We start from the raw sequence: 13,377 nt of genomic DNA, 5'->3' as shown, positions 1-13,377 counted from the left end.
ATATGCAGTTAATATAAGTAAAATCACTAAAGCGGGAAAACTTAATATGTTACATCTCTTTATAAAGAGAGGGGTCGGAGTCCAATCGCTGCACATCAGAGATAAGTACTATACTCTCCACATCTTCTCAGGTTAGGACTTCTATATTTCGTACACCTATAAATAGATGCTACTTTCCTAAGTCTCTAATCCTCTTATCTCCTCTCCCCCTTGTCCCAATAACTCTACAAAATAGCTTCCTGCAATACCCTGAGATACTGCTTCGATATCACCTGAGGAGTGAAATGGCACTCAACATAATCGCGTGCGGCTTGACCCATCTTTTGTGCAAACTTCTTATCTCGACTCAACTCAAGAATAAATTCAGCTAAACCAAGACTATCCGTGTTCTCAAACGTCTTTCCACAATTTCCATGTGCAATCAGTTGTTTTAAGTATGATTGCTCTGGACAAATAACAGCGACAGGTCGTCCTGTTGCAAGAGCAGGGTAAAGTTTGCTTGGTGCAACTAAACTTTCCATACCGGGGTCTACACTAACCAGAGATAGATCGCAAGCCGTCAGGGAATAAGGTAACACGTTTTTTTCCTGATATGGAAGAAATAGAAAATTATTCAGATTTAATCGCTCTGCCTCTTTAATAAGTTCCTCACGTTTAGCTCCACCACCAATACACACAAATTGGATAGGCTCATCCTGCAAGTATTTAGCAGCTTCTAACATTGTGTGTACATCATGGCATCGACCTAAGTTACCTGAGTATAAAACTGTAAATTTATTTACTAGTTTATATTGATGAGCAAACCAGTTATCTTCTTTGTTAATAGGCACAATAAAGTCTGGATTTGCCCAACTGTGAATCACAGAAATTTTATGAGCAATTTCCGGATAATTGGACGCCACTTGTCGTTTCATTGCAGGACTAAGAACAACGATCCCCTTAGCCTTTTTTAAAATCTGCGTATTGACAGCCTTCCAAAATTTAGCAATCCAGTGGCGTTTTGGTATCACATCCAAAGCGATCGCAATATCTGGATAGAGGTCATAGAGTATACAAACATAAGACAACCCAAAAAAAATATGTGCAAGATACCCCAAGACTGGTAAGAATGGAGGAGCCGTTGTTAGTAAGGCAACATTACGACGCCGAGCAGCATTGAACAAATAGAAGGCAGCACGTAGGGTAAATAAAATACCGTTGATCGCTTTGCCACGAATTCGTTGAGGGCAGAGTTGAGTAGTACGAGAACGTCGAATTTTTAACCCACCTGACTGTTCGACTTGAGGAGCACTATCAGACTTAAACGCATAACCTGGTTGACCAGTGAAGACTTCAATATCTACCCCTTGTTTTTCCAATTGCCGAACCAATTCATCAATTAACTGTCCAGTAGCAGCAAAGTCTGGGGGAAAAAACTGAGTAATAACGGACAACTTAATAAATTGCTCTATCCCTAAAAAATCACTTACATTGATATGCTGGGAGAGATCATAGTCTGGTTGAACGAACTGTTGTAGTCTTTCACTCTGTGTCATAGATGGTATGCTCTTGCAGATGGAAACTGTAATACGTTTTGAAAAAACACTTTTTAGGCTAATGCTTTTGCTGCAAGTACTTCACTAGGAAATAAAATTCCTATTACAAGTCCAGATTTATTAAAATATGAACTTTTAAGTTTATACCTTTTCTATATGAAGATGCATAGAAAGAACCCTACCGCCTATGGCACCTGTCCTTAGTAAGGGGAGGTTAGGAGGGGGAAAATCGTGTGCAGCTTCATAATAAATTGGTATTATTTAGGACATTTTATATAGTTCGCAGTACTTATATTACGTAGTTGCGATACCCAAAAAAAATGAGGGTATTACATCTATAGCAACCCCCGCTTTAGAAGATCTACAAACTTTGTACAATATAGTACTTAATAAGCTTTAGCCAATTCAAACATTTAACTAGAAAACTAGTGCTCTAGTTAATAGGATTTTCCCAGTCTTCAGTAGACAAAACTGTAAATTAATTAAACCAAATATTTGATTGCTTGTTGATATGGTATATGTATTATTCCTTGTGCTTTCACATTCACATGGACATATACATGATACTCTTTTTACACAGTATAGATATTGGTAAAAATACTGAATTTTAGATATTACTCGAAGTAAGGAAAGCTGAGAAAAAGAATTTAGCACTTAATTTAAGCTCATTATAGATGTTGACTAAAAGCTGAATAAATTCTTTTTTAGTTATTTTCTCTAATTTATACTTGATTTTCTACTTATTAGGTTTGGTGGTTTTAGCAACTTTACCCTAGAATCAAACATTACTAATTAAACTAGTATATTAGTAAATAAATATACAAGTATCTTGAACATATTACGCAATAGAATAACGCCAACTCGATTGCAATAGAGTAGAATTAACAACAGATAAAAGCATAAGGTGATGGAGGGCAAACAGTTTTACTCTTTCTACATATAAGCAAAAACTTCATTTATAGTGACTCTTAGAGAAATTGAAAAGTTCCTAACACAGTTTTGAGCACTTCTTTTCTATGGAACAAAGAGGTTTTATGATGTTACCCGAGCGTTTACACGTTGATGAAAACGTTTGTTGAGTTCAATTGGCGTCACTGCCTAAATAGAAATTATGTTGCCATGATTCCTTTGATAATCAAGCAACTTGCATGATGTAATTTGCCTATTTCAATCCTTAACGTCCTTTTGGAGCAGGATTTGGAAAAAGAAAAACCTCAACCCAAAGGTTAAGGCTTGTAAAATTAATGTAGGAACACTACATATGGGTTTCCAGTTACTCTCCTGCTTTAAAATAGTGCAACTACAGACTAGTAACTCAAGAGATTTTATCTTTCACTAAGAAACGATCTCGAAATCGTTTCCAGTGAGAGATGGGTTGTTGGCAATGGTGGCAAACTGAGCACCTGTACCAAAACCAGAGGTTACCCCATCTTGGTTGTAGAACAATTTACCGTTACCAGAATTGTATACAATCTTAGCTGTACTGATTGATGCTGCAAAATCATCTGTCACTATTGCAAATTCATTCGTTACATTGAAACCAATACCTACTCCACTGTTAAGAGCAGTGAAGGTGGTCTTATCAAGTATTATCTTGTCAGAATTAGAGGTAAAGTCACTAATCCTGTCAATTCCAACAGCACTGGCAACAAAAGCAGCATTTGAATTAAAGAGGAAGCGATCGCTATCAAGACCACCAGTAAGGATATCATTACCAGATCCACCATCTAGAGTATCATTGCCACTATCACCAAATAGAGAATCATTACCATCTCCGCCAGATAAGTTGTTAGCAAGGCTGTTAGCTCCAATGTTGTTATCAGAAGCGTTACCTGTACCGTTAACTGCATTGCTACCTATGAGATAAAGATTTTCTACATAAGTAGGTAACACATAGCTTGTAAATGCGCGAACGATATCTATACCACCAGTACTAGTTTCTCCCTTGATGATATCGCTAGCACTATCAACATAGTAAATGTCATCGCCGTTACCTCCAATCATAGTGTCACTACCAGCGCCACCGACTAGAGAGTCATTGCCATTCCCGCCATCAAGAGTGTCATCACCACCATTACCCTCAAGAGTGTCATTGCCATCTTCACCAAATAAGAAATTGACACCACTATGACCAGTAATATAGTTATTACTGGCGTTACCTGTACCATTGACAGCATTGCCAGAAAGGTAGAGGTTTTCCACATTATCACTTAAGGTAAAGCTTAGAGAGGCAAAAACAGTATCAGTACCGCTTGTACCAATTTCATTAACTATGTCGTTAGCATCAACATAGTAGATATCATTCCCATTACCACCAATAAGGGTATCGTTACCAGCTGCACCGTTGAGAATATCATTTCCATCACCACCAGTCAGAATATTGGCACTGCTGTTACCCAGCATATAATTATTATTGCTGTTACCTGTGCCGTTAATTGCATTACTACCTAAAAGGGTAATGTTATCTACATTAGTACCTAGAGTGTAGTTTACAGATGCATAAACAATATCAATACCACCCGTATCAGTTTCCTGAATAGAATCATTGATATCGTCAACATAGTAGATGTCGTTGCCATCACCACCAATGAGGATGTCGATACCAGACCCACCATTGAGTGTATCATTACCAGCCCCACCGTCAAGCTTGTCATTACCAGCCCCGCCATCAAGAGTATCATTGCCCTCGTTACCAGAAAGCATGTTGATAGCACTATTACCTAAAATGTAATTGTTAGCAGCATTTCCTGTACCGTCAATGGCGTTATTACCTATAAGGTAGAGGTTTTCTAAGTTAGTTCCTAAGAAAGAATAGCTGATAGATGCGGAAACAGTATCTATACCACCAGTACTGCTTTCTTGTATGGAATCACCTACAGCATCAACGTAATAACTGTCATTACCATCGCCACCAATGAGAGTGTCGTTTCCTGCTGAACCCTGAAGTTGGTCATTTCCTGCTCCCCCATAAATAAAGTCATTCCCAGCGCCACCGTCTAGTTGATCATTGCCAGCATCACCATTGAGAGTATCATTGCCAGAGCCACCATAGAAATTATCATTGCCCAACCCTCCATTAAGAGTGTCATTACCTGCCCCACTCACAAAAGTATCATTGCCACTCGTGCCAGTAAAAGTTACATTACCGACAAAATGTTCTAGTTTGAAAATTTCAAAGTTTGATACAGTCGTACTACCAATACCTTGAAGTTGATTGGAAGAAGTTGCTAAGTTAATGGTTATTGTGTTTGAACTAGTGCCACCAGAGAGAATAAAGGTATCTGTTCCAGCACCACCGCTGAAGGTATCATTTTGTTGAAGATTGGCAAAGGTAGTGACAATAGTATCATTTCCGCCTGAAGCATCAATAAAATCACTTCCACTTGTTGCTGTATAATTCTCATTAGAATTTGTACCGACAATACCTCCATCTGGAGGCGCAACATTAATGACAAAAGTAGTTTCAGCAGTTTCTGCATCCGAATCAGTGGCTTTAACTTTAACGCTTACAGTACCTACGTTGCCATTTCCTGGAGTACCACTAAAGGTTTGGGTCGCTGCATTAAAAGACAACCACTTAGGCAACCCAGCACCAGTAGTAAGAGTTAGTACGTCTCCGTTAGTAGCGATATCAGGATCGGTAAAGACATTTGATGGAAGTTTAAAATTAAAAGGTATGTTAGCTTTTGCAGCCTGATTGGGTATTGTACCAGCAATAGGTACATCATTAACAGAGTTAATTTTAATTGTCAAAGACCCAATTTCTTGAGAAATTAATGTTGAGCCGCCATTATTAGTTGTATTTATATTGACACGATTTCCTCCAATAGTGTAACCAAGAGCGTAAGTATTATCTATTGCTCGCAGTTGTAGTGGTGATGGCGTACCATTGAAATTAGAACCGGGAAGAAAGCGTACTTTAGTATCTTGAGAGAGTGCTAGAGCGTTGGTACCATCATTTACGCTACCAATATCGAACCAAGTGCTACCATCAGTAGAGTACTGCCATTTTCCTTGCGTAGTGGTAGCAGTATTACTAACTACAGCGATACCGCCCAAAGGCTCATCTGTATCATTATCACTAACTAGATCGCCAAATAGTTCAAGAACAGTGCGCCCAAGAGGATTGATAGTATCTTCATTTACTGAACTCAAGGTAGCATTAGCTGTAAGGGTGGGTGCAGTATTCAAAGTATGACTATATTCTTGAATTACAGAAATCTGAAATGCGAAGTCAACATTTGCAGCCCCAATCCTGACTCCTAACTCCCAATCTCCTCCCAACGCATTACTTCCAACAGGCTTATTAGAAGCAGCGATTTGAGCTTTAGTGATTTGGTGCAACTGCTCAATAAACTCTGCACCAGCATCTCCAGCCGCAACATTACAGCCATAAAGAATAAGCGACGATAGAAACCAACTTTGCAACTCTTCTGTATAACTTTCCAGAGTGTCAAGACTCAGTTGAGTATTACCCAAATAGAGACAACCAGGAGAACCGTGAGAAACAAGGTGCAAGCTAGTGTTGCTCTTGCTCTGCAACGCCTCTGTGATTTGTTCTATACCATCACGATTAGCATCAAGAATTAGAGTTCTTGCACCTGCTACGACTCCAGCAGCCAGCATTTGATAGTCCGTTACACCAGGATCGATGACCACCAGTATATTGAGTGACTGTTCCTTGCTGTCGCAGCGTGTGACGAGCTGATACGAGCTTTTCAAATTATCGGTATCGAGAGATATAACGTGAGACATTGTGGATTTTCCTTTAACTTAAAATGAATGGATTTATCAAAGAAAAAATTGCAAAGTAGGCAAGACAGATAAATACGCCGAGTTTCAGGCTTTTAAAAACCTGAAACTGAAAGGAGTATAGTTGGCAAAATTGAGAGAATGAAAACAAAAAGCGTGAGTAGATGACTTTAATTATTACTGGTGTTAGGTATCTATATATACTTTTAATTTGCCAGACTTACTTAAACGCTCCCTAAATTTAGTGACTTTAGATTGTGGGATGCAAACTAAAATCACCTTATATATAGGTATATTGTCAGAAGCAGATAAAAGATAAGCGAAAATATGCGGAAATTTGCTTTTCAAGAATCCACTAAGTGTTGATTAATTATCTTTACTTTTTTTTCTAAAAATTTATAATAAAACTCGTTTTATATGCTATTTGTAAAGCCAAAATATACGTATTACTTACGTAATAGACCGAATATCGTTAAGTTGTTCAATAAAAAGAACACAATAACCTTATATAAAAAATATCCCACAAACACATCACTATTACGTGAAATGCTTCACTATCATAAATCTTTCTTAAAAGCAGGCAAACTGCCGATCTCTAGAGCTTGTGTAAAGACGCAGTATTTTGCGTCTTTACGTATATACAATTCAGCCTCCGTCAGTTCCGTATGCCTCGTGCAAATTTTCCGACTCAAACTGGCGCAAAATGCGAGTCGCCCGACTTGTTAATTCCTGAGACCCCTTCACAACAATCAAATCCTTCCCAGCATTTAAACGTTAGCGATAAGGTAGAGTATCCCCACTCCCCACAGCTAAACCAACTCCGCCACCAATAAAATATGCACCCATATTCATATGCGATAACTTAAGTGAAGTAGCATAACAAAACAGTGAATTCAGCCGTGATAGTCTTACATCGCTATCTCAAAAAATATTGGTTATTTGCTCTGGTAGGCTTAACGATCGCCATCACAAGCATTATTCCCCTGCGTCTGGCGATCGCCTCTTACCAAGCCCCCGACCCGCAAGCAATCCTTGTTCTTGGCGGTCCCCCAGAAAGAGAACAATTCGCTGCTTATATTGCACAATACTATCCCAACTTAGACATTTGGGTTTCCACGGGAACCCCTCCCGATGTAGTCTGCCCCATCTTTCAAAAAGCAGAGATTCCCAGCGATCGCCTTCACCTCGACTACACAGCTGTTGACACCGTAACCAACTTCACATCCCTCATACCCGAATTCAAGCAACGCCGAATCCACCATCTTTACGTCATCACATCCGACTATCATATGCCCAGAGCCAAAGTGATAGCAACCCTTGTCCTTGGCAGTCAGGGCATTACCTTCACCCCTTTATCCGTCCGCGCTCGCCAACCAAAAGAATCGCTTTTACATATTTTGCGCGATGGTGGTCGCTCGCTCCTGTGGATTATTACAGGTCGCACAGGAGCTAGCCTAAATCCTAATTTACCTGCTTCATTCCCGATACGGAGATGCACTTAGGAGAACCATCTAAGCCCCCGTCGGTTCCGCATACCCCTGCAAATTTTCCGGCTCAAACTGGCGCAAAATGCGAGTCGCCTGATTCGTCAATTCCTGAGTGCCCTTCACAACAATCAAATACTTCCCCTCATTCAACCGATTGCGATAGGGTAAAGCATCTCCACTCCCCACAGCTAAACCAACTCCGCCACCAACAAAATATGCACCCATAGCACCAGCCGCCGCTCCAAAAATCCCACCAATGATGTGATTGCCAATATTTCCAACAGGCAATACCTCAATCCCCGTCAAAGCGTTAAAAGCATACCCAGCCACAAAACCAAAAGGAAGCAGCCAAGAATTCAAACGCGCAAATCCTTTCTTCGCCTGCTTGTTCGGGTCAATCAACCCAAACTCATCCGCACTTTTGTACCCCTGACCCAAAATGTCTATTTGATTGGTCGGTAAACCTTCCTTTTCCAAAGCCGTGTAAGCTTCCTCTGCTTTATTCCTATCCGGTAAAACTGCAAAAAGATAATTCATCACTTTATCCCCAGTGTGTCATTTTTTCACCAACAAAATCTCTTACTCTCTTGCCCAAGCAAGTAACGCTACCCATTGTCGGATGTAGGGCATTCATCGCCACTACAAACCTTTTTCAACGTGCAGTTTGCTTTTAGAGAAATGGATTTCCTTTCACCGTAAATATCCCAGTGGTAAAAAACGTCAACCCAGAGATTGAAATCACTCCTTCAAAACTCATGCAATGCCACTCCCCATCCCTTCACTGTGACGCGATACGACTTAACCCATTCAGCTTCGCATACCGCACAACCTTCACTCAGTACACCATGCGATCGCACTACGACTCACAATACTTCTCCTTGAAATTTACATTCGTAACGTTTTCCTTTATTTGTTTCTTGCACCTACACCCTAGAAGGGTGAGGCTATACAAACAAAGCCTGCCTCCGCAGGCTAATAAGCTTAATTTGACGTTTTGATGACAAAAATATATGTTTATTAAAAGACAATTTTTTCAATATTAATACGTTGATGCAAGATCTGAGTTTACCAATTTTCTTCAGCTTACTTACTAATATTACTAATGTCTGACCATATATATAATTAAAATAATTTTCTAATAACGAAGCACATCTATGGTTCAAACCATCCCCATTTCAGAACAAACTACACTTAAATATTTACGCCAAAATTTTAACTTGCAACGCAATGACGAGCGTCAGTTTTTTCCAGAGTGGTATGAAAACCTACCACAAATTAGTGATGCAGATAAAATATTTTTGGACAGGGTGCGTTCTCGGTACTTTTATCAACTCGATGAAGGAGCGCTGCTAGAAAGTGGAGTGAAAATGATGATAGTAGGTCCGCTACTCGATATAGCAGGTTTTTACGATACACCTTTCAAAACACGATTTGAGCTATCTGTAACACTGCAAGTAGAAACGGAAGAGGAAATTTTACAAGGACGAATTGACGCGTTAGTTTTACAAAATCAATTTTGGGTTTGGGTACTAGAAGCCAAACGGACTACATTTTCACTTTCGTTAGGGATACCTCAAGCACTTGCATATATGCTATGTCAGCCTGATGTAGATAAGCCAACATTTGGTATTTTAACAGGAGGCGAAGATTTTATATTTATTAAATTAGTTAAACAACAAACCCCTATTTACGGATTGTCTCGCAAATTCAGCATTATCAATGAAGGAGATTTATACGAGGTGTTAAAGATTATGCGTCATATGGGAGAGTTAATTGCTACTTCCTAATACCATTTTTGTATAAAGATGCTTCTAATAAGTCCGCGCAGGCGGACTTTGTTTGTATAGCCCCACATTTCCAATGTGAGGGAATTTTAAGCGCAACCCTCAGTCACTAAACCTGGACTCTTGCTAAAGTCAAGTTGCTGCTCGAAAATCGTCACTGTTTACCCCAACTGTTGCCGAAACTGCCGAATACTCAAAGACATCAGCACTGTAGCAAAAACGAGTAAAATCAATTCATAACGTTTTCCTTTACCAGCAAAAATTGGTTGAATGATTTTGCAAGCATTTGCGTTTGACGCCAAGCGATAAGTATACTGGAAAAAACTCTTGCGTGATGGGAGCAGACAAATGCCCTCACCATTTCCGGGTATGGACCCCTATCTGGAACAACCTACCTTTTGGTCTTCATTTCACAGCCGACTCATTATAGCCATTGCCGATGCAATAGAACCACAACTCGGCTCCCAGTACTACGTAGAAGTGGAAACTCGCACTTATCAAAGCGACGATAGTGAAGATGGCTTACTCATTGGTATTCCAGATGCCATTATCTTCTCCGATCGCTCCGATAATTCCACAGAAGAACAACCAATAGCAGGCGATCGCTCCACAGCTACCCAGATCCGACCCGAACGAGTTGAAATCCCCATGCCTTTAACTGTAAACGAGCGCTATCTAGAAGTCCGGGAAATCGTTACAGACGAGGTCATAACCGTAATAGAACTTTTATCTCCAAAGAATAAGCGTTCTGGAGATGGTAGGACAGCTTATGAGAAAAAGCGACGGGCCATTCTAGGTAGCGCCACTCACTTAGTAGAACTGGACTTGCTACGCGGCGGTAAACCGATGGCAATTCTGGGAATGCGATCGACAACAGCATACCGCATCCTCATCAGTCGGAGCGATCGACGCCCCGCAGCCGATTTATACAGCTTTTCCTTGCAACAACAACTACCATCATTTCCAATTCCCCTAAAGCCCAACGAAGAAGAACCTCTGGTACCATTACAAGATATCTTCAACGGCGTATGCGATCGCGCCCGTTATTCCACGCGAATTGATTATAGCCAACCTATCCCACCTCCGGCACTATCAGCACTAGATTGAGAGTGGGTTGCAACGTTATTAAATCTCTATCAAGATGCACAATAAAAAATTAGAGAAAAATTAATGTGTTATGCAATTGTGATTGAAAAAGCAGCAAACAACTATTCAGCTTATGTACCAGATCTACCTGGATGTGTTGCTACTGGTATAACTCTTCAAGAAGTTAACCAGCAAATTAAAGAAGCGATCGCTTTTCATTTGGAGGGATTGCGAGAAGAAGGATTACCGATTCCTGAGCCAACTACTTTGTGTGAATATGTCGAGGCTTCATAAAGACGCTTAAAACAGCGCGTCTCTACATGATTGATTTGTATCATCCTTACGGAGATTTACCCCAACTGTTGGCGAAACTGTCGGATACTCAAAGACATCAGCACCGTGGCAAAAACCAGTAAAATCAGTACCTGAGGCCAAAGCGTCTCCACACCCACCCCCTTCAATAACACCCCACGGCAAACCTCAATAAAATAGCGCAAGGGATCTAAATAAGAGAGCCATTGTATAAAAGTTGGCATTGAAGAAATAGGAGTCAACGCCCCACACAATAGAACCAAAGGTGGATTGATAAAGAAAGCCGTTAACTGCGTCTGCTGTTCGCTCTTTGAGTAAGTCGCAATCAAAATCCCAATACTAATACCTACCCAAAAGTAAAGCACGGCAATTATCAGAAATACTAACAAATTCCCCCGCAGTGGGACGTCAAATACCAGCCGTGCAATACCAAGAGCAATCAAAACATCCAACGTTAGCAAAACCAGCAACGGACACACCTTAGCCAGAATCACCTCAGTATTGGAAGCAGGAGTCATCACCAACTGCTCGATAGTCCCTGCTTCCTTTTCCCTAACCACCAGAGAAGCAGCCGCTTGAGAACCAATCACCGTCAGGACGATACCAAACATTCCCGATACAATAAACCAAGAACTTTCCAGCCCCGGATTGTAAAAAATCGAAGTCTCAACTCGTACCTGGTTCTTTTGCAAATCTCCCATCTCTCGCTGTCGCGAGTTATAGTCGCTCACCAATTGAGTGATATAACTCGACGCAATACTTGCCGTATTTGCATCAACAGCATCGTATAATGCCTGCACTTCCACAGAACGCTTTTTAGCAACATCCCCAGCAAACTCTCGCGGAATTGTCACAGCAACTGTTAGTTTTCCCGTTGCCAAATCCGCTACCATATCCTTCTGCTCGGAGTAATACCGACTCACCACAAATGCATCCGTCTGGTCGAATATTTGTACAAATTCCCGCGAAGCACTACTGTTGCTGTAATCGGTAATGCCAACCTTCAGATTTTCCACTTCCGGATTTAAAGCAAAACCAAACAGCATCAAAAAGACTGTCGGCGGTACGAGCAGCTGAATCACAAGCTGGCGGTTGCGAAATATTTGAGCAAACTCCTTGCGGAACAGCGCCCAAAATCGGCTTCCTAAAATTGAGTCAATTAAATTGATAAACATAAGCCAAAATCCCTACACCCTCATTCTCTGCAATTTGCGCCAAGCCAAAAAGAAGAACAACCCAGACAGCATACCTAACGCCAATACCTGAGACCAAATACCCAACCAACCTACACCACGCGCATAAGCATCGCGACTTAACTCGATGTAATACCGAGCCGGGATAATGTTAGAAATCCAGCGAATGCTAGCGGGGATATTGGCTATAGGATAAATAAACCCAGACAACTGAAGTGAAAGTAAAAATGCAGTAAAAGCAACTGCTTGAATAGCAGCACTCTGAACTTTGGTATTGCTCCCCACAAAAATCCCCCAAAAAACACCACAAGCAATGTAAAGCATCGAACTGAAAATCATCGGTGTCGGATCGCCCACAAACCACAATCCAAAGAACAGCCATGCTTCCACATTGACAAACAACACCTCCGCCATACCCACCAGCCAGAATGCTGCAGCCTTCCCAAACAAATATTCCGTACCTGTCAAGCTAGAAGCGTAAACTTGCAGAATAGTCCCCTGTTCGTATTCCTTCGCCGTTGCCAAAGCAGCAAGCAATGGAGGAAACAGAGTCACGGTAATTGCGATCGCCCCAGGACCGATATATCTCAAACTATCAAGACCCGGATTATACCACAAGCGAAACTGAAGATTCACCAGAGGTTCTCGACTTCCCCGGAGATTCTCCATAAAAGCATTAGTCGTAGCTTTAGTATAACCCCTAACAATATTCGCCGTATTAGCATCAGTACCATCCACTAAAATCTGCACCTCAGCCCCGCCCCCATTTCGCTGCAAATCCCGAGCAAACTTTGGAGGAACAATCAAACCAGCAGCAACTTTACCCCCATCCAACAACCGAGTGACATTCACCTCCGGACCAGAAGCAACAATATTAAACTTATTTGTGCGCTCAAAAGTCGCAATATACTCCCGACTGCTAGGAGTTCTATCCAAATCTTGAATTGCAAAATTAATCTTATTTACCTCCAACGATACCGCAAAGCCAAACAACAGCAGCAGCATCAAAGGCAACAAAAGAGCCAAAGTCAAAGTCAGGCGATCGCGTCCCAACTGCGATAATTCTTTTATAGTTTGAGCAAAAATGCGTTTCATAGTTAGACATGATTTATAATGGCTAATGGCTAATAGCTAATTGCTAATTGCTAATGGTCAAAAGGCAATTAGCTATTAGCCGTCTTCACTCTTATTCTTATATTTCATTTAGGACTGCTATAAGAGTTCAATG

The 13,377-nt window shown here is 40.9% G+C and carries 9 protein-coding genes and 1 pseudogene; 4 read left to right on the top strand and 6 right to left on the bottom strand.

The features are described from left to right. Positions 1 to 224: 224 nt before the first annotated feature. The 3 genes and pseudogenes from AB0756_RS20085 to AB0756_RS20075 all read right to left on the bottom strand — a co-directional run. Complete coding sequence (locus tag AB0756_RS20085) at positions 225 to 1,535, bottom strand: glycosyltransferase family 4 protein (RefSeq protein WP_038085805.1); 1,311 nt, start codon at positions 1,533 to 1,535, stop codon at positions 225 to 227. Positions 1,536 to 2,870: 1,335 nt separating this feature from the next. Further along, a complete protein-coding gene (locus AB0756_RS20080; protein ID WP_050046601.1) occupies positions 2,871 to 6,290 on the bottom strand; it encodes a DUF4347 domain-containing protein in 3,420 nt (1,139 codons plus the stop codon). Positions 6,291 to 6,932: 642 nt separating this feature from the next. After that, positions 6,933 to 7,133 (bottom strand): annotated as a pseudogene (locus tag AB0756_RS20075) (hypothetical protein); the annotation flags it as partial. 41 nt (positions 7,134 to 7,174) lie between these two features. On the opposite strand from AB0756_RS20075, the gene AB0756_RS20070 reads away from it, so the two are divergent. After that, positions 7,175 to 7,789, top strand: a complete 615-nt coding sequence (locus AB0756_RS20070) for a YdcF family protein (protein WP_408019759.1) — start codon at positions 7,175 to 7,177, stop codon at positions 7,787 to 7,789. A 9-nt stretch (positions 7,790 to 7,798) separates the two neighbouring features. On the opposite strand, the gene AB0756_RS20065 is transcribed toward AB0756_RS20070, so the two are convergent. Next, entirely contained in the window at positions 7,799 to 8,311 is a 513-nt protein-coding gene (locus tag AB0756_RS20065) for a hypothetical protein (protein ID WP_038085807.1), read from the bottom strand. A 617-nt stretch (positions 8,312 to 8,928) separates the two neighbouring features. On the opposite strand from AB0756_RS20065, the gene AB0756_RS20060 reads away from it, so the two are divergent. The 3 genes from AB0756_RS20060 to AB0756_RS20050 all read left to right on the top strand — a co-directional run bounded on the left by AB0756_RS20060 (position 8,929) and on the right by AB0756_RS20050 (position 10,938). Then, on the top strand, positions 8,929 to 9,561 hold the full coding sequence (locus tag AB0756_RS20060; RefSeq protein ID WP_038085809.1) for a type I restriction endonuclease: 633 nt from the start codon (positions 8,929 to 8,931) through the stop codon (positions 9,559 to 9,561). A gap of 345 nt (positions 9,562 to 9,906) precedes the next feature. After that, positions 9,907 to 10,665 carry a DUF4058 family protein gene (locus AB0756_RS20055; protein ID WP_038085812.1) on the top strand — a complete coding sequence of 253 codons (759 nt, stop codon included), beginning with the start codon at positions 9,907 to 9,909 and terminating at the stop codon, positions 10,663 to 10,665. A 63-nt stretch (positions 10,666 to 10,728) separates the two neighbouring features. Beyond that, positions 10,729 to 10,938, top strand: coding sequence for a type II toxin-antitoxin system HicB family antitoxin (locus AB0756_RS20050; RefSeq protein WP_038085814.1), 210 nt, complete (start codon positions 10,729 to 10,731; stop codon positions 10,936 to 10,938). Between the two features lie 56 nt (positions 10,939 to 10,994). Here the strand turns inward: AB0756_RS20050 and AB0756_RS20045 are convergent, their stop codons facing one another. Both AB0756_RS20045 and AB0756_RS20040 read right to left on the bottom strand, forming a co-directional pair. After that, positions 10,995 to 12,131: an ABC transporter permease gene (locus AB0756_RS20045; protein ID WP_038085817.1), complete on the bottom strand. Its 1,137-nt coding sequence runs from the start codon at positions 12,129 to 12,131 to the stop codon at positions 10,995 to 10,997. A 12-nt stretch (positions 12,132 to 12,143) separates the two neighbouring features. Beyond that, positions 12,144 to 13,244 (bottom strand): ABC transporter permease, encoded by a 1,101-nt coding sequence (locus tag AB0756_RS20040; protein WP_038085819.1) that lies wholly within the window; start codon positions 13,242 to 13,244, stop codon positions 12,144 to 12,146. Positions 13,245 to 13,377: the final 133 nt, after the last annotated feature.

This window comes from Tolypothrix campylonemoides VB511288_2, assembly GCF_045999855.1.
Classification (GTDB): Bacteria; Cyanobacteriota; Cyanobacteriia; order Cyanobacteriales; family Nostocaceae; genus Scytonema; species Scytonema bouteillei_A.
Note: the sequence above shows the minus strand (reverse complement) of the source record. Positions and strands in the feature narration are given on the sequence as shown.

Bases quoted from the DNA above. Each gene is read 5' to 3' on its own strand.
- AB0756_RS20060 (WP_038085809.1), top strand. From the start codon at position 8,929: ATGGTTCAAACCATCCCCATTTCAGAACAAACTACACTTAAATATTTA.
- AB0756_RS20080 (WP_050046601.1), bottom strand. From the start codon at position 6,290: ATGTCTCACGTTATATCTCTCGATACCGATAATTTGAAAAGCTCGTAT.
- AB0756_RS20045 (WP_038085817.1), bottom strand. From the start codon at position 12,131: ATGTTTATCAATTTAATTGACTCAATTTTAGGAAGCCGATTTTGGGCG.
- AB0756_RS20050 (WP_038085814.1), top strand. From the start codon at position 10,729: ATGTGTTATGCAATTGTGATTGAAAAAGCAGCAAACAACTATTCAGCT.
- AB0756_RS20040 (WP_038085819.1), bottom strand. From the start codon at position 13,244: ATGAAACGCATTTTTGCTCAAACTATAAAAGAATTATCGCAGTTGGGA.
- AB0756_RS20085 (WP_038085805.1), bottom strand. From the start codon at position 1,535: ATGACACAGAGTGAAAGACTACAACAGTTCGTTCAACCAGACTATGAT.
- AB0756_RS20055 (WP_038085812.1), top strand. From the start codon at position 9,907: ATGCCCTCACCATTTCCGGGTATGGACCCCTATCTGGAACAACCTACC.
- AB0756_RS20065 (WP_038085807.1), bottom strand. From the start codon at position 8,311: ATGAATTATCTTTTTGCAGTTTTACCGGATAGGAATAAAGCAGAGGAA.